The sequence below is a fragment of the Pedobacter sp. 22163 genome, assembly GCF_052045595.1.
Classification (GTDB): domain Bacteria; phylum Bacteroidota; class Bacteroidia; order Sphingobacteriales; family Sphingobacteriaceae; genus Pedobacter.
The window spans coordinates 175,528-192,834 of record NZ_JBQEPM010000004.1; the positions used below are offsets into that span (position 1 = coordinate 175,528).

Annotated in this window: 17 protein-coding genes; 7 read left to right on the forward strand and 10 right to left on the reverse strand. The window is 37.0% G+C overall.

All coding sequences use genetic code 11. The annotated features are described in order from the left end of the window. The 3 genes from ACTJKN_RS11850 to dapF form a co-directional block, all read right to left on the reverse strand. Positions 1-1,170: an efflux RND transporter periplasmic adaptor subunit gene (locus ACTJKN_RS11850; RefSeq protein WP_440825194.1), complete on the reverse strand. Its 1,170-nt coding sequence runs from the start codon at positions 1,168-1,170 to the stop codon at positions 1-3. 378 nt (positions 1,171-1,548) lie between these two features. Then, positions 1,549-2,424 carry a hypothetical protein gene (locus ACTJKN_RS11855; RefSeq protein ID WP_440825196.1) on the reverse strand — a complete coding sequence of 292 codons (876 nt, stop codon included), beginning with the start codon at positions 2,422-2,424 and terminating at the stop codon, positions 1,549-1,551. Positions 2,425-2,444: 20 nt separating this feature from the next. Next, entirely contained in the window at positions 2,445-3,227 is a 783-nt protein-coding gene (gene dapF / locus ACTJKN_RS11860) for a diaminopimelate epimerase (protein WP_440825198.1), read from the reverse strand. Positions 3,228-3,713: 486 nt separating this feature from the next. On the opposite strand from dapF, the gene ACTJKN_RS11865 reads away from it, so the two are divergent. Then, on the forward strand, positions 3,714-5,264 hold the full coding sequence (locus ACTJKN_RS11865) for a trypsin-like peptidase domain-containing protein (protein WP_440825200.1): 1,551 nt from the start codon (positions 3,714-3,716) through the stop codon (positions 5,262-5,264). 58 nt (positions 5,265-5,322) lie between these two features. On the opposite strand, the gene ACTJKN_RS11870 is transcribed toward ACTJKN_RS11865, so the two are convergent. Then, positions 5,323-5,565: a four-helix bundle copper-binding protein gene (locus ACTJKN_RS11870; protein ID WP_440825202.1), complete on the reverse strand. Its 243-nt coding sequence runs from the start codon at positions 5,563-5,565 to the stop codon at positions 5,323-5,325. A gap of 390 nt (positions 5,566-5,955) precedes the next feature. Between ACTJKN_RS11870 and ACTJKN_RS11875 the strand changes: the two genes are divergently transcribed. Beyond that, positions 5,956-6,459: a hypothetical protein gene (locus ACTJKN_RS11875; RefSeq protein WP_440825204.1), complete on the forward strand. Its 504-nt coding sequence runs from the start codon at positions 5,956-5,958 to the stop codon at positions 6,457-6,459. A gap of 290 nt (positions 6,460-6,749) precedes the next feature. Beyond that, the gene (locus ACTJKN_RS11880; protein WP_010599638.1) at positions 6,750-6,941 is read left to right on the forward strand and encodes a cold-shock protein; all 192 of its coding nucleotides are present in this window, start codon (positions 6,750-6,752) and stop codon (positions 6,939-6,941) included. 90 nt (positions 6,942-7,031) lie between these two features. On the opposite strand, the gene ACTJKN_RS11885 is transcribed toward ACTJKN_RS11880, so the two are convergent. Next, positions 7,032-8,153 carry a TlpA family protein disulfide reductase gene (locus ACTJKN_RS11885; RefSeq protein WP_440825206.1) on the reverse strand — a complete coding sequence of 374 codons (1,122 nt, stop codon included), beginning with the start codon at positions 8,151-8,153 and terminating at the stop codon, positions 7,032-7,034. Positions 8,154-8,382: 229 nt separating this feature from the next. Between ACTJKN_RS11885 and ACTJKN_RS11890 the strand changes: the two genes are divergently transcribed. The 4 genes from ACTJKN_RS11890 to ACTJKN_RS11905 all read left to right on the forward strand — a co-directional run bounded on the left by ACTJKN_RS11890 (position 8,383) and on the right by ACTJKN_RS11905 (position 12,525). Continuing rightward, the gene (locus ACTJKN_RS11890) at positions 8,383-8,790 is read left to right on the forward strand and encodes a GxxExxY protein (protein ID WP_440825207.1); all 408 of its coding nucleotides are present in this window, start codon (positions 8,383-8,385) and stop codon (positions 8,788-8,790) included. 205 nt (positions 8,791-8,995) lie between these two features. Further along, on the forward strand, positions 8,996-9,676 hold the full coding sequence (locus ACTJKN_RS11895; protein WP_440825210.1) for a succinate dehydrogenase cytochrome b subunit: 681 nt from the start codon (positions 8,996-8,998) through the stop codon (positions 9,674-9,676). Between the two features lie 17 nt (positions 9,677-9,693). Beyond that, the gene (locus ACTJKN_RS11900) at positions 9,694-11,673 is read left to right on the forward strand and encodes a fumarate reductase/succinate dehydrogenase flavoprotein subunit (RefSeq protein ID WP_138819581.1); all 1,980 of its coding nucleotides are present in this window, start codon (positions 9,694-9,696) and stop codon (positions 11,671-11,673) included. Positions 11,674-11,754: 81 nt separating this feature from the next. Next, positions 11,755-12,525, forward strand: coding sequence for a succinate dehydrogenase/fumarate reductase iron-sulfur subunit (locus ACTJKN_RS11905; RefSeq protein ID WP_029278232.1), 771 nt, complete (start codon positions 11,755-11,757; stop codon positions 12,523-12,525). Between the two features lie 492 nt (positions 12,526-13,017). Here the strand turns inward: ACTJKN_RS11905 and ACTJKN_RS11910 are convergent, their stop codons facing one another. From ACTJKN_RS11910 to ACTJKN_RS11930, 5 genes are all read right to left on the reverse strand, one after another. Further along, positions 13,018-13,416: an energy transducer TonB gene (locus tag ACTJKN_RS11910; RefSeq protein ID WP_440825213.1), complete on the reverse strand. Its 399-nt coding sequence runs from the start codon at positions 13,414-13,416 to the stop codon at positions 13,018-13,020. A 26-nt stretch (positions 13,417-13,442) separates the two neighbouring features. Beyond that, the gene (locus ACTJKN_RS11915) at positions 13,443-14,078 is read right to left on the reverse strand and encodes a TonB-dependent receptor plug domain-containing protein (protein ID WP_440825215.1); all 636 of its coding nucleotides are present in this window, start codon (positions 14,076-14,078) and stop codon (positions 13,443-13,445) included. 5 nt (positions 14,079-14,083) lie between these two features. Further along, a complete protein-coding gene (locus ACTJKN_RS11920) occupies positions 14,084-16,069 on the reverse strand; it encodes a TonB family protein (protein ID WP_440825217.1) in 1,986 nt (661 codons plus the stop codon). Beyond that, complete coding sequence (locus ACTJKN_RS11925) at positions 16,066-16,443, reverse strand: BlaI/MecI/CopY family transcriptional regulator (protein WP_029280636.1); 378 nt, start codon at positions 16,441-16,443, stop codon at positions 16,066-16,068. The genes ACTJKN_RS11920 and ACTJKN_RS11925 overlap by 4 nt, the downstream gene beginning before the upstream one ends. A gap of 219 nt (positions 16,444-16,662) precedes the next feature. After that, positions 16,663-17,304: a response regulator transcription factor gene (locus tag ACTJKN_RS11930; RefSeq protein ID WP_057931495.1), complete on the reverse strand. Its 642-nt coding sequence runs from the start codon at positions 17,302-17,304 to the stop codon at positions 16,663-16,665. Between the last annotated feature and the right edge of the window lie 3 nt (positions 17,305-17,307).

The window sequence follows — 17,307 nt, forward strand, 5'->3', positions numbered from 1 at the left end:
TTATTTTTTTATTTCAGCATAAACTGAATCGGTGTTTTTTACCTCGGGTTTAATTTTAGTCCCGTCTTTTAATGATTGAAAGCCTTCTAAAATAACTTTATCGCCGGCTTTAAGTCCTTTGGTAACCACGTAGAAATTATCTTTGGCTAATTCCATTACTTCGATTTGGGTATTGATCACCTTAGCCGAATCGCCTAAAATGTAGACGAATTTCTTGCCCTGTAAATCGATAGTTGATTTTTGAGGAACTAAAATTGCATTTTCAACATGCTGAGGAATTCTAACCGATGCACTTGCACCATTTTTTAATAAGAAAACCGGATTAGGGAAGGTTGCCCTTAAACTTGCCGAACCAGTGCTGGTGTTAATCTGGCCATTGATGGATTCAATTTTGCCATTCTGCGCATAAATCGTTCCATCTGCAAGAACTAAACTCACTGGAGGAATGTTTTTCATTTGCTGTGCAAGTGTGTTGCCTTTATAGGTGCTTGAAAAATCTAAAAGCTGTTTCTCGTTTAATGAGAAATAGGCGTAAACCTTCGAAGTATTAGAAACAGTAGTTAACGGCTGCGTGCTGCTGCTGCTCACTAAACTTCCATTTCTGAAAGGAATACTGCCAACTACACCGTCAACAGGGCTGGTAATCGAAGTATAGCCTAAATTAACCTGTGCATTAGCCAATTCTGCTTTCGCTTGTGCCAATGCAGCTTTTCTGCTTTGAAGCGTTAGCTGCGCTGCATCAAGATCGTATTTACTAATGATATCTTTTTCTACCAGGGGTTTTGTTTTGTTTACCGTTAGCTGCGCAGCATTTACATCAGCTTCGGCGCTGCTAATTGCTGCTCTTGCTGTTCTAACCTGTTGCTCGTACTGTGGTGCATTAATGGTGAAAAGCAATTGACCTTTCTTAACTACAGCACCTTCATCAACCAATATTTTTTCGATAAAACCATCAACTTTCGGACGGATATCGATATTTTGAATACCTTCAATTGTTGCTGGGTAATCAGAATCTAATGTTGTATTTTGTGTGGTTACTGTAAAAACAGGGTAAGCTTGTGGACCAGCTGCTGCTGCAGCGGCAGCTTTTTTAGCTGCATCGTTATTTCCGCAGGACGCTAGAAGCATACCAATGCTCACGCTAAAAAAGAGAGTTGTTACTTTTCTCATGGGTATTTCTGTGTGTTTAAATTTAAATTTCCGGAATTAAGGGCGTTGTCAAAAAATACAGGACTTCGATTTTCGCCAATAAATGCCCAAAAATAGAGCCTAAAAAAAAATAAATCTGTCCGAATTCTGTCATTTAATCAATCGATTGATTTATTTTTTGATTGAAAACATGTCGGATTTCCTTTAAAGTACTGTTAAAGATTGTGTTGTCGTAATTGTTGGCATAAAAAACAGTGTGTAAATATCTTGCGACAGATGTTAAAAGCTGTTAAATCCAAAGGAAATATACGATTTTTATTACATTAAATATGAAAAATTTTGATCGATTTAGTACAGCCAAGCGCCCTTGATATTGCTCGTCTTATCTAAAGTAATGGCTTAATTATTATAGTTTTTTGAAATTGCTTTAATATCCTTTAGATCATATGATTTAAAATAATCGATTTCTAAAACTGTACGGTATTCTTTTGGTAAAGACTTTAGTTGCACTAATTTCCTGCTTTTTGATGAAGAATACCTCTTATGGCTTGACTTAATATATGAAAGCTGAAGCGTATCTTTTAAGTTGGGGTAAATGTATTCCACAGTGTCCAGATTTAGCTTGTTCCACTTAAATTTATACAAGGAAGCCAGTCCGGGATGATTATAGGTAACACCTCTGATTACTCTTTCCTTTGAATAGAAAGTAGGGTTAACAAGTGTTATTTCTTTGCCGAAAGTTTTATCTGTTTTAGAGAGATACAAGTCATAAATATTTCTTCTGCAACAACCAGATGCTGGGTACCAGTTGACTAGAAAATCTTTTAATCCATCAGCATTTATATCCTTAATTGAAAATATGGGGAAAGAATAATTTGAATACTTTTTGGTTATTAATTGATTAAAACCTGTACCATCGCTATTATAAATGTATATCCTTGTTTCAAGATTTGATGCACCTATGATTAGCAAATTCTTATAGCGCTGTGAAAATAAGTATCCTAACTTAACCTCTACTTTAAGGTTATGGTCTTGGTGATTATCTTGTGCCGTAGAAAAGCTTTTATCAAAGGTATTATTAGAATTGGCTTTGATCAGTGTAAATACATGATCTAAAGCATTGTGAAAAAGAGAATCTTGTTTTTTATTCGTAGAATCTATCCTTGCGTTTGATGGGCTATTTGCTACTTTGATCTCAAAATGCTTTGCCTGTTTTTTTTGTTTGCATGAAATACAGCACGCTACTAAAACTAAAAGATAAGCTATTCGGATCACTAAAAACGAAAATTTAAAATCTACTCTACTTCTCCCTCAAAAACCAGTTTGGCCGGGCCACATAAAAATACATTGGTAAATTCCTTACCATCGTAATCGAATTCTATTTTAATATCACCACCCAAAACTTTAATGGCGGTTTTAATATGACCGGTTTGGTCTTTGTGTTTCGCCATCGCCATGGCTACGGCTGTTACCCCAGTACCGCAGGCATAAGTTTCATCTTCAACACCGCGCTCGTAGGTACGCACAAATAAATGATCGCCTTTATCTTCTACAAAGTTTACGTTTATACCCTTTTCTGCATAAGTTCCATTGTAGCGAATATTTTTCCCTTCAGTAAAAACATCAAAGTCTTTTAAATCACTTTGTAATGCAACATAATGCGGCGAGCCGGTGTTCAACACATAAGCCTCACCATCTTTGGTAATGGTATCTACATCAATCATTTGCAAATCTACCCATTCGCCATTTTCTGAAATTCTGGCATAATGTGGGCCATCTACTGCCAAAAAGTTTGTTTCGCGCTCGATGATTCCGAGTTGTTTGGCAAAGGCAACAATACATCTGCCACCATTTCCGCACATGCTGCCCAGCTTACCGTCAGCATTAAAATAATGCATCTCAAAATCATAATTCTCATGTTTGGTAATAAACATTAATCCATCGGCACCAATGCCAAATCTTCTATGGCATAATTGTTCAACTAATTGATTATCAATATTTTTTAACGGACTCATGGTGTGGTCTATTAAAATAAAATCGTTGCCTGCGCCCTGGTATTTAAAGAAATTAATTTTCATGAAAGCTTCATATTTTAATGCAATATTTGAGTTGCAAAAGGTAATTAGCCGTTTGTGTTTTTTGATTTAACATTTTTTAACACAAAAGTAAGTGCTTTGAGGGTACAAATATCGTTTATATGGTATTAAATTTGAGTAAACTTACAAAAGAAATTTGAGCAGATAAAAACTGCCTGAGCATTCTGCTTAAATCAAAGTTAAAGTGCTCTTGCAAGTAATAACATTTAACAAATGAATATTATAAGCTAACCAAACAATTAGCTAGCAAATCAGCTTATAATAAATCATGGCTTTAAATAATATATAAATACAAACACATGAAACCATTAAAAGCTAGCGGTTTTTAAGAAATACTAAGCTTTTAATAGCTTCATGACCATTAAAAAACAATATACAAACACATGAAACCATTAAAAGCTAGCGGTTTTTAAAGAAATACTAAGCTTTTAATAGCTTCATGACCATTAAAAAACAATATACAAACACATGAAAAAAATATTAGGAATTACCGTGTTGGCTGCTTTTATAGGTGGGGCAGCAGCAATTGGGGGTTACAAACTATTTGAGCGTAACCAAACGGGCAGTACCATTACTGAAAAACAGAATTTGTACTTCGCAAACAATCCGCTTAAAGTATCGTCAGCGGGAACAGCAGATTTTACGCAGGCGGCAGCAGCTGTTGCACCTGGTGTAGTTCACATTAAAACTACATATGCGGCACAAAGCGGTGGTGGCAGAAGTTCTTCTCCATTTGATATGATGGAAGATTTCTTCGGTGGCGGTGGCCGTCAGATGCAACGTCAGCCCAGAGCGGCATCGGGTTCTGGTGTAATTATCAGTCAGGATGGTTATATCGTAACCAATAACCACGTGGTAGAAAATGCAGAGAAGGTTGAGGTGGTTTTAACAGACAGACGTAAAGTTGAGGCAAAAGTAATTGGCCGCGATCCGAATACCGATTTGGCTTTAATTAAAGTAAATGCAACGGGTTTACCTGTTGTAAAAATGGGTAATTCAGATAATGTGCAGGTTGGAGAATGGGTTTTAGCCGTTGGTTTCCCGTTAGATTTAAATACTACGGTAACAGCTGGTATTGTGAGTGCAAAAAACCGCAGTATTGGTATTATTGGTCGCGAGCAACAAGGCAACGAAATTACTGAAGAGGAATATCGCGAATACCAACGTACCGGTAAAAGACCAGATCGCCCGGCAAATACCAGTATCGAATCATTTATTCAGACTGATGCTGCCATTAACCCAGGTAATAGTGGTGGTGCCCTTGTAAACGCAAATGGCGAATTGGTAGGTATCAACTCAGCAATCGCATCGCAAAGCGGATACAATCAAGGTTACGGATTTGCAATTCCAGTTAATCTTGCCCGTAAAATTGTAGATGATTTTATGAAATATGGTTCGGTTAAACGTGGTTATATTGGCGTTAACTTTGTACCGTTAAGCGGAGAAGATAAACCTGAAGGCATTAAAACCAACGAAATAAGCGGTTTATATGTGAATGATGTAGTTCCTGGTGGCGGTGCTGCTGCTGCGGGCATTAAATCAGGTGATGTCATCAAAAAAGTTGATGGCGTAGTGATCAATGATTCTCCTGATCTTCAGGAAAGAGTTGGTCGTTTAAATCCAGGCGATAAGGTTAAGTTAACCGTGTTGAGGGATGGTGCACTTAAAGATTACACCGTAACTTTAAAAGGAGAAGCTAGCGTAGGTCTTACAGCCAAAAATGCAACAAGCAAAGGTGCTGAGGTTTCGAAATTAGGTGCAACTTTTGCTCCTGCTACTCAAGCTCAGAAAACGAAATATGGCATTAATAGTGGTGTTGTAGTAACCTCTGTAACTACAGGAAAAGCCTTTGATAATATTGGAGTTGAAAAAGGTTTAATCATTACTAAAGTGAACGGACAACCTGTAAATTCTGTTGCCGATGTTCAAAAAGCATTGCCATTAGGGAGAAACAACATGGTGAGTATTTCTGGTGTTGGCGAGCAAGGTTCTTATAACTATAGCTTCCCAGCGCAGTAATTGATCTGATAAAAAATAGTTTTAAAAGCGTCCCGATTTAAATCGGGACGCTTTTTTTTTAATCCTGATGGATTGGTTCGTGATTGGCATGGCAGGCATCTGCACATTCCTCGCAGGCAACAGCACATTGTCTGCAATGTTCATGATCGTGTTTGCTACATTCGGCTGCACAAAGTCTGCATATTTCTTCACAGAGCAATAAATATTGATGCCCGATAATTGAATCTCTTTGCAATAACCTGGCTGCCTGGGTACAGATATCTGCGCAGTCCCGATCTAGTTTAATGCAGTCAATCATCATGTTGATGTCTTCTTCTTTTAAGCATGACGATGCACAATGCTCGCAAGCTAGCGCAATCTAGTAAAGCCTGGATTAAACCATGGTTGTTTCTCGTTTCCATATCGTAAAAGTTTTGGTTATACCTATTTTGTATATTAATAACCTGTTGGAAATTAAACTGTTTTAAAAAAATGAAATGGGGCGACTGATTCTAGATATCTCGAAATGTTAAAATATCTTAAATAAAGGGCCATTTAGCCAAATCTTCGTACGCAAAACAATATTCATCCGTTTTTCATAATCAAGATTTAGTTTCGCTATTTACCGATTGATAATCAGCGTTTACCGACACGCTATAAATTAATTTTTTTTATTGTTCCATATTTGAATCAGCAACAAAAACCGAATATTATGGCTTTAGCTAGCATTAACCTCAGTGTAAAACAATATTTCAATTTCATGTGCAGAACGGAATTTGAAAGGCGGATATTTCACGATACTTACAAAGAGTTTCAAAAAAGGTCAAAAATATACAGCTTTGATCAGCAGCTGCATACTTTTGCTCAGATGCAACAAACCAGCGAAAAGGCAAATGCATTACATCAAAAACTTCAGTACTCCGTAATGAACAGCATTGCTGCCTTGGAACATAAAATACCTGTTTTAAACGATTTAGAAGGTCACCCGGTCCTTTTCGATTGGGCCGAATTACATATTTACACTTCAGATTTGTTAAATAAAGCAGCGCATGTGGTATCGATCACCTATACCAGCCCGAAATTAATTTTACACGAAATCATTGGTGATCTGTTAATCTTAAGTTATAATGGTAAAGAACACGAAACATTAGTAGTGAAAATTACCGAAAATTTAATGGTAAATTATGAGCAGCGCGAAAACCTGGTTTATAGTTAATTCAGCCTGATTTCTTGCCAAATAACCTATATCGATTACGACAGTAATTTATATGTTAAGCTGGTATTTGCTTTTTTAGATAGAAAAAAGGAGGCAAAGGCTTATTTTGAATGTGCTTTATTGATAAAAACCGGGTGATACATCAAGTAATAATGGATTAAATCAGGCTGCTAAATGGGGCTTAAAGGGCAAATTATCAATATATTTAGCATTTATTTGTATAATAAAAAATAAAAAATTGATTTATAGGGATTTAACTCTATCTTTGAAACAAATTAAAATACAATATAATGCAACAAGGAACAGTAAAATTTTTTAATGAAACTAAAGGTTTCGGATTTATCACTCCATCTAATGGCGATGCCGAAATTTTTGTTCATGCTTCAGGCTTAATCGATAACATTCGCGAGAATGATACCGTAAACTACGATGTAGAAGAAGGTAGAAAAGGCCTAAACGCGGTAAATGTTAAAGTAGCTTAAGAAAACTCGAACACATAAATCGTAAAAAGTCCCGGTGCAAATCGGGACTTTTTTTGTGGAATCAACTTTTGGATTGTCGATTCTCGCCTTTTATCTGCCTGCCAAATTTTTGCTGATTTCACTATCAATAAAATCTAAAGAAAGATCATTGTTGGTTAATACAGTACCGTTTTTAGCTACTAAAAAGAAGTAGGTAACATTATAATTGCTCAGGTTTTTTGCATTTGGCGATTTCGCTCCCTGAAGATCTGAATATTGTGGCCAGGTAAGGTGGTCGTCCTTGATCACATTTATCCACCAGTCTCTTTTCTTATCGAACGATACCCCGATAAATTCTACATCTTTATTTTTATATTTTTCGTAGAGTTTAACCAATACCTGGTTGTTTTTTCTGCTTTTTCCACTATAAGAAGTCCAGCATATAATCAAATTTACCTTTTTAAGTATACCTAGGTCGAACTTTTTTCCGTCTGGATTTTCTCCCTCAATATTAGGCATTTTACTTCCCGCCATCATCTGGTTAGCCTGTGTAATTTCAGCAAGAAGGCTTTTGCCCTTCTTGCTTTCCTGAATTTCTTTATCTAAACTGTTAAAAATTGATAAATAATTTTTGGGCTCCGAATCTGCCCTGCCCAGTTGTTCCAATAAAAAGAGGCTGTGCGCAGAACTGGGATGCTTTTTGGCAAAGGCCTTTATGATATCTAATTGGAGCAAGATTTTTTTCTCTCTCCAGCGGTCGGCATCTTTGGCCCGTTCCAAAACATTGGCTCTTGTAGCTTGGTCGAATGCCTGTTCGGCAATGTCCAAACTGTCGAGTAGGTTTTTACTCATACCGTCTTTTAACTTATAATAATTTATAAATTGTTCACCCTCTTCAGTTGGAACGTGTTTTAAGGGATATGAATTGATGTTTTTTCCATCAAGAACGCCTTTGAAGCTGCCTTTATCAAGATAGAAGTAATATTCTCCGGTGCGACTGCCATCCTCGGTTCTTAAAGTGGCATAGCCTTTTATTGGGATATTGATTTTAAAAGTCTGGTTGCTATTGGTAATGTTTTCAACTTTTAGTGTTTCGCCCTTTTCAGCGCTTTGAATGGTAATTACGGCATTTGGCCCAAAGTTTTTGGTTTCTAGATTAAAGGTAGCAGGAGCTGGATCGCAGGCAGAGAAGAGGCCGGCTAACAAAATAAGTAAATAGAGCTGTTTTTTCATGTTAATAATTTGATAGAGCAATATAACGAAAAACTTAGTTGTTGTTGAGGAAATTTAAAATTTCGTTATTAATAACATTTTACCATTAAGAAATTAAGGTAGTTAAGAAGAAAAATCTTATTTTAGTTGTAGAGTAAGTTCTTAATAATCAACTTATTTTAATCATCCCCTAATTCTGCATGCTTAAAAAGCAATGTGGACTACGTGTTTCATTTTAATTACTTAGGAGATGACTAAAAAAGAAGTTACGCAATTATCTTACGAGATCACAGGTTTTGCAATAAAAGTTCATAATGCACTTGGCCCAGGCCTATTAGAGCATATATACGAGCGCTGCTTAAAATATGAGTTGGAGAAAAATGGTTACGCTATTTCGCAACAGTTAACATTATCGGTTGTATATGATGATTTGCCAATAGATTTAGATTTACGCACCGATCTATTTGTTAATGATTGTGTTGTTGTTGAGATAAAAGCAATCTCCAATATCTTGCCCGTTCATCAGGCACAATTACTGACCTATATGAAACTTCTAAGTGCTCCTCAAGGATTGTTGATCAATTTTTTTACGGACAACATTACCAAAAGTATTGTTCCTATGGTTAATGAATACTTTAAAATCCTGCCCGATAGATAAGATTCTTAGGCCTTAATGATCTTCATTTCTTAATGGTAAAAAAACTTATGAAACTACAAATAATCCAATAATCTTTCAATTATTTCCGAATATGCTTTAGAATGTTTCTAAATAAATGTTTTATCGTTGTTTTGTCATATTCGTTTATAAATTAAACTCATAATTAGATACTTTTGCAAGAAATTTAGATATAAATCCTAATCAAATGAGTGGTTTCGGAAATGCATTTTCTTCTTCAATAGGGAAGAAATTCATCATGGGTATTACAGGTTTTTTCCTGATACTTTTTTTAATTGTACACTGCGGTATTAATGCTTTAATTTTTATTAACGACGGTGGTTTAACATTTAACGTAGGCGCACATTTTATGGCCACTAACTGGATTATCCGGGCTGGCGAGATTGTGTTGTTTATTGGTTTGCTTGCGCACATTTTTCAGGCGTTACGTTTAACGTTGGAAAATCAAAAAGCACGCCCGGTTAAATACGCCGTAAACGATGGTAAGGCAAACAGTAAATGGTACAGCCGTTCTATGGGCTTGCTGGGTACGCTTTTGCTGATCTTCCTGGTAGTTCACCTGAAAGATTTTTGGATAGTTTCCCGTTTTACAGGAATCCCAACTGTTGATGCCAACGGACATGAAGATCTTTATGCGGTAATGAAAGAGAAATTTCAGGATCCGGTAAGGGTTGTCGTATATATTCTTGCTATGTTTTCTTTATGCTACCACTTATTGCATGGTTTTGCTTCTGCATTCCAAACATTAGGATGGAACCACTCAAAATATAACGGTATAATTAAAGGAACTGGCGTTTGGTATTCGGTTATTATTTCGATCCTTTTCGCAGCCATGCCGATTGCAGTTTATTTTGGTCTTATTCAATAATTTTTAGCACAAAAGATATGTCAGATATTAATTCAAATATTCCAGAAGGCGAATTAACCAGCAAATGGACAAAATATAAGTCTTCTGTGCCTTTGGTAAACCCATCGAACAAAAGAACTATTGAAGTAATCATAGTAGGTTCGGGTTTAGCGGGTGCTTCGGCAGCGGCTACTTTGGCCGAGATGGGTTACAAAGTAAAATGTTTCTGCTTCCAGGATTCACCACGTAGAGCACACTCAATCGCTGCTCAGGGTGGTATCAATGCAGCAAAAAACTATCAGAATGATGGTGATAGCGTTTATCGCCTTTTTTACGATACGATTAAAGGTGGCGATTATCGTGCCCGCGAAGCCAATGTGCATCGTTTGGCCGAAGTAAGTGCCAACATTATAGATCAATGTGTGGCTCAGGGAGTGCCTTTGGCACGTGAGTACGGTGGTTTGTTAGATAACCGCTCATTCGGTGGTACACAGGTACAACGTACTTTTTACGCAGCTGGTCAAACTGGTCAACAGTTATTATTAGGAGCATACTCTGCTTTAGAACGCCAGATTGGTATGGGTAAAGTAGAAATGTATACCCGCCACGAAATGCTTGAGGTTGTTAAAATCGATGGCAAAGCACGTGGCATTATTGCACGTAACTTAATTACAGGAGAAATCGAGCGTCATTTCGGTCATGCGGTGGTATTGGGAACAGGTGGTTACGGTAACGTATTCTATCTTTCTACCAACGCGATGGGAAGTAATGTTACTGCTGCCTGGAAAGCGCACAAACAAGGTGCTTATTTTGCAAACCCATGTTATACGCAGATCCACCCAACCTGTATCCCGGTTTCTGGCGATCACCAATCTAAATTAACCCTAATGTCTGAGTCGTTGCGTAACGATGGCCGTATCTGGGTTCCTAAAAAGAAAGATGATAACCGTAAAGCTTCAGAAATTCCTGAAGATGAAAGAGACTATTATTTAGAGCGCCGTTACCCTGCTTTCGGTAACTTGGTTCCCCGTGATGTGGCCTCCCGTGCTGCGAAAGAGCGTTGCGATGCAGGTTATGGAGTAGGTGCTTCTAAACTGGCAGTATATTTAGATTTTAAGGCCAATACAGAGCGTTACGGAAAAATCGAAGCTGCTAAAGCAGGTAACCACAATCCTGATAAAGAAACCTGTATGCGCTTAGGTACTGCGGTAATTAAGGAAAAATATGGTAACCTGTTCGATATGTACGCGCAGATTACCGGTGAAAATCCTTACGAAACGCCAATGCGTATCTATCCTGCGGTTCACTATACTATGGGTGGTTTATGGGTTGATTATAACTTAATGACATCGGTACCTGGTTTATACTGTACCGGCGAAGCTAACTTCTCAGATCATGGTGCCAATCGTTTAGGTGCATCTGCTTTGATGCAGGGTTTAGCTGATGGTTATTTCGTTCTTCCTTACACTATTGGTGCTTATTTATCAAAAGAGATTTCGGTAAAAGCAATTCCTACTGATCACCCTGCTTTTGTAGAGGCTGAAGAAAGAGCAGTTGGTATTTTAAATACACTGATCAATATTAAAGGAACTAAGTCGGTAGATCATTTCCACAAACGTTTAGGTCACATTATGTGGGAGAAATGTGGTATGGCCCGTAATGAAAAAGGTTTAAATGAGGCAATTCAGGAAATCAGAGCTTTACGTGCTGAATTCTGGAGTGATGTTCGTGTGCCTGGAACAGCTGATGAGTTAAACACCGAATTGGAAAAAGCCGGCCGTGTTGCCGATTTTATCGAACTGGGCGAGTTGATGTGTATTGATGCGTTAAACCGTAACGAAAGTTGTGGCGGTCACTTCCGTGAAGAGTATCAGACAGAAGAAGGTGAAGCACTACGTGATGATGAGAATTATGCTTACGTAGCCGCTTGGGAATTTAAAGAAGGTGTAAACTTCGAACTTCATAAAGAAGAGCTGAAGTTTGAAAATATTAAAGTAGCACAAAGAAGTTATAAATAGATAAGAGATGTGAGATGTGAGAAATGAGATGAAAATCTTGGTTCTCATATCTAATGTCTCAAATCTCAAATCTGAGATACAATGAGTACAGGAAATATGAACTTAACGCTAAAAGTTTGGCGTCAAAAAAATAACAATGCCAAAGGTGCTTTGGTAGATTATAAATTGGCCGATATTTCACCGGATATGTCTTTCTTAGAGATGTTCGATGTATTAAACGAACAATTAATTAATAAGGGTGAAGAGCCAGTGGTATTCGATCACGATTGCCGTGAGGGGATTTGCGGAATGTGCTCGATGTTTATCAATGGCCGTCCGCACGGACCAAAAGACTTGGTTACTACCTGCCAGTTGCACATGCGTTCTTTCAAAGATGGTGATACCATCGTTGTTGAGCCTTGGAGAGCAGCTGCTTTTCCAGTGGTAAAAGATTTAACTGTAGATCGTTCTGCATTCGATAGAGTTATTGCTGCCGGTGGCTTTATTTCGGTAAACACAGGTAATGCACAGGATGCGAACAACCTGCCAATTCCTAAAATGCAGGCAGATGCTGCTTTCGAAGCTGCAGCTTGTATTGGTTGCGGTGCTTGTGTGGCAACCTGTAAAAATGCTTCAGCAATGTTATTCGTATCAGCTAAAATCTCTCAGTTGGCATTGTTACCACAAGGTCAGCCAGAGCGTTACCGCAGGGTACAGAGCATGGTTGCGCAAATGGATGCTGAGGGCTTTGGTAACTGTACCAATACTGGTGCTTGCGAAGCCGAATGCCCTAAAGGAATCTCTCTGGAAAATATCGCTCGTATGAACCGTGATTTTGCATCTGCAAAATTTATTTCAGAAGAAACCGTTTAAAAATATACTGTGCATCCAGCTTAGCCGCTGGGTTCTTGAGCCTCCACAACGTGGAGGCTTTTTTAGTTTTAAAGGGAACTACAAACTGATCTTCAGCTAGATAAAATATCAGCACAAGGCACATTATTAGTCTATTACCGGTTAATAGGCTAAGAATAAATAATGAATTAATTTTAATGATTTGTTAGCAAGCTAACGACTAAAACAGATACACATTTAACATTTACCTGCTGTTGTGAAAACATATGAAACTTTATAATTTAAAACCGAAACCTTGCACAACAAAGTAGGCTCGAAATAAAAGTTTGCGAAAGTTGTAATAATCTTATGTTTGCATATTAAAATTTTACGTATTTAGAAATTTAATTCTGTAATATTTGCATATACATTAAAATTTTTCTAAATTTAGTCTTCCGAGACAGGAGAGAAAACATAAAACCCCGGCAATTTTGCTGGGGTTTTGTGTGTTTAAGCCAATAGCCAATTTCAGATTTAATTCATACTGAAGTTAACATTGATGTTGTATTTCACGCGAACAGGTTTTCCATTTAATATTCCAGGATTCCATCTTGGCGATTTGTTCAATACTCTTAAGGCTTCGTCATCCGTTTCTTTTGTCAGGCTTCTGGTAATCTCAATATCTGTTAGCGTCCCATTTTTCTCTACTACAAAAGAAGCAAATACTTTTCCCTGTGTGCTGTTTTTCCTGGCTACTTCAGGGTACTTAATCTCACGACCTAAGAATTCATAAAATTTCTTAATTCCTCCAGGAAAATCTGGTGCCTTTTCTAGGGAGGTAAAATCATAAACTTTGTTTGGATTGTCTTGTGCTTTTGCTTGATTTAAGCACATAGCGATGCCCATTAGGGCTAAAAGGATTAGCTTTCTCATTGTTTTTTTATTAAAATGTTGATTATTTAGTTTTTCTTTGGAGTTGCTTTTGATTTTTTAGTGGTAATAATCACAACTCCATTTTTGCCCTTATCACCATGTAAGGCTCCTGCAGATGAGTCTTTAAGCACTTCTATTGATGCAATAGATTCCTGATCCAAACTTTTTATCTCTGAAACTTCTTTTCCATCAATGATATAAAGTGGTTCTGCCTTCGGGTCAAAATCTCTATTCAATAGATTTCTCAAGGTTATGGACGTATTAGGCTTAGGTACATTTGGCCGAATACTAAATCCTGATACTTTCCCTTTTAACTTGGTATCGCCAATTTTTATTGGAGCGGTTTTAAATTTCGAACTGCTTAAAGAACCATTTTTGGTTTTAACTTCTATTACCCCTGCAAAACCGTCAGGTCCATACTTAGCCCTTGCTAAACTATCTTTTAAAATACTTACAGTTTCTATGTTATCGGGATCAACATCACTAAGTGATGATGTGCCTCTTATATACTGTTTATTACCATCTATTACAATTAAGGGTTCAGTGCCAAAAGCAGGCGCTCCTCTAAGCGTAATTTTGGTTGTTTTTGTGCTATCTGGCTTTTGAGCAAAACCAACTAAACTAAAACTCATCATTATGGCAAAGGCGATTATATTTTTCATGTTGGTTAGAATTTTCTTTTAAGTTCAAAAAAATTAGAAGTTTTGTCTATAGTAAGTTCCTTTGCATCCAATGGTCTGAAAGCATTGGTTTTGGATCCTTTACTTGTAATTAGAATTACACCAGCTTTGGCTCTTGGCCCGTAAAGACTAACAGCTGCCTGATCTTTTAAAACAGAAATCGATTCTATGTTATTTGGATTTATAGTGCCCAATTGGTTATTGTTTGGCAACCTCACACCATCTAAAATGATCAATGCTTCTTGATTTATGCCATCTTTAAAGGTGATCCGGTTTGTTGGTATACTGCTTGTTTTATTTTCTTTTGTTGGGTCATTGAGTGTGAAATTAACGTTGATATTATATTTTACCCTCACAGCTAAGCCATTCTGGATGCCTGGGTTCCATTTTGGCGATTCTTTTATAACCCTCATCGCTTCTTCATCGGTACCACTTCCTAAACCCCGTGTGATTTGAACATCTGATAATGAGCCATCTTTTTCAACAACAAAACTGAGGAAGACTTTACCCTGCACATTATTCTCTTGTGCCATTTTTGGGTACTTAATGCTGCCACCCAGGTATTTATAAAACTTGGCTATACCGCCCGGAAATTCTGGTTGTTTCTCAATTGAAATGAAATCATACACTTTATCGGTATTTTCAGATTTAACAGCACCGGTTTCTGTTTCAGCGGTTTTGGGAAGATAAGATATGATGTTAATCTTGTTCAGATTTACATATCCATCCGATTTCGGCAATAATGTATTCTTAAACTCTTCTGAAGATTCTGGAATTTTAAAACTTACCGTTAAAGCATATTTGCCATCTGCTACAGTTTTAAATCCTTTATAAGATAAAATTGCTTTCATCACTTCTTCGTCGCAGCCTGCTCCCAGTTCTACATTCGAAGTAACATTGGTAACCCTGCCGCCTTTTAGATTAAATTTTATCTGGGCATTACCTTGTACCTCATCGCTGCTGGCTGCGCCTGGATATTTAATATTCCTTAATAAAAACTGATAAAATCCTTTCCAGTTTGCATCTGTTTTGCCATCAACTGAAATTTTCGGTGCTGGAATTATCTTCTCGGGTGTTGTAACCATGTTTTCAACAATCTCAATCGGTTTCTCTAAAGGGATTTGATCGGTAATGGATAACAACTTCTCATTTTTGCGTACAGTAGCCGACGAAAACACAATTAGAATGGCAAATAAGGGGATAAAAATTCCATACTTCATAATAGCGATCTTTTTAGACCGCTCTTTATGAAGCATGAAAATTCTTTTTTTGATCAATGATTTTTCTAAAAAGCCATTTGTTAGGGCATTTGGCGAAATGCCGAACGACTTACTTAGCAATAACATGGCATATTCCGCTTTATCGCCTTGAAATTCGGCAGCAAGTTCATCAGCCAAAAACTCGTGGATATTTTTAATTGCTTTTTTATAAAGATAAATCACAGGGTTTAACCAGGTAATAATCCCTATAATTTCGAAAAATAAAATATCTACTGTATGCCATTGTTTGATATGTGCTTCTTCATGAATATCAATCACGTCCATTTGTGGTAATTCCCGATCAATTACTTTTTTGCCAAAAAAAGAGAAAGCCGAGCCTGCTTTGCTTATTGAGATGAGTTTTTTAACCGCTAACAGGTTAAATACCAATCTACCTAAGAAGAACAAAATACCTGCGCAATAGATGTAAACGAATGCGTTCCCCCAGTTAAAACCGGTATTGCGCTCCGTTACAATCGTTGCTTGTGCTAATACGGCTTCCCAATTAACTGAAGTATAAACCTGTTGTGCCGCTCTTTGCTCCGTTAGCCATTCTAAACGGATAAATGGTATAGATAACGACAAAACGCCCGCAGCTACTAAATAAATGCGGTTTAAAGTGAAATAGGTCTCCTTATCTAACAGTAATTTGTAAAAACCGAAAAAAACAATTAAGTATAAGTTCACCTGTAATAGGTAGTGGGCAAAACTCATTTTGGCTTATGTTTAATTTTATTAATCATTTTTAAAATTTCATCAACATCACTTAAATCCAGCTTTTCTTCTTTAACGAAGAAAGAGAACATACTCTCTACCGAATTTTCGAAGTAATTGCCCAGCAACTTTTCTGTTGCGTGGCGTTTATATTCTTCTCTACTGATTAAAGGATGATATTGGTGGGCCTTACCGAAAGCTTCGTGACCAATAAAACCTTTGGTTTCTAAAATTCTAATAATGGTTGATACGGTATTGTAAGCAGGTTTAGGGAGGGGGAGTTCATCAATAACTTCTTTGACGAATGCTTTTTCCAATTGCCATAAAACCTGCATAATCTGTTCTTCGGCTTTGGTTAAATCTTTAATTTCCATAATAGTTAATAATAATAAGGATGATAGCAAATTACTTTGCCTTAACTAAAGTTAAAACTAATTAATTAGTTATCCTAATTTTATTTAATAAATAATTAGAAAAATAAATGAAAATGCGTTTTTGCTCTCTTTTAAGATCTTACTTTAAGAAATGTAAATAGATTTAAGTGTTTATTTTGTTGTAAATGAGCATTTTGTGAAGGGCTGATAAGATGGAGGCTATATTGTAATCAGGTTATTTTTGATACCATATACCACTAACCCGGTTCGCGATTTAATATTCAGCTTCGCAAAAAGAGATTCTCGGTAGTTATCTACTGTACGTGGACTAACGTTCATGAGGTCTGCAATTTCCTTATAAGTAAGTTCGGTACTGCAATATTGTAAAAATGTAAGTTCTCTTGCAGAGAATACTGGTTTTTGATCGCTGTCTTTCAATGCTACCAAAAGTCTGCCAGATACCAGTTCGTTTACATAGAAACCCTTGTCTACTATTACTTTAATTGCAGTCAGCAGATCTGATGGGGTTGATTCTTTAAGCATATATCCTCCGGCACCTGCTTTAAGCATCCCGATAATCGCTTTTTCATCTTCAAGCATACTTAATGCAAGCACATGTACATTCGGATGATTGGTTTTAACCCATTTGGTTGCTGCAAAGCCGTCCATTACCGGCATATTAATGTCCATTAATACCAGTTGAACGTGTTTATGGTTGTTTATTTTAGACTGGAGATCTAATCCGTTTACAGCCTCAAACGTGACATTTATCTCGTCAAATTCTTCCAATAGGCTGGCCAATCCGGAACGGAAAAGCGTGTGATCATCAACAATAGCGATAGAGATACTTTGGTCTTGCATACA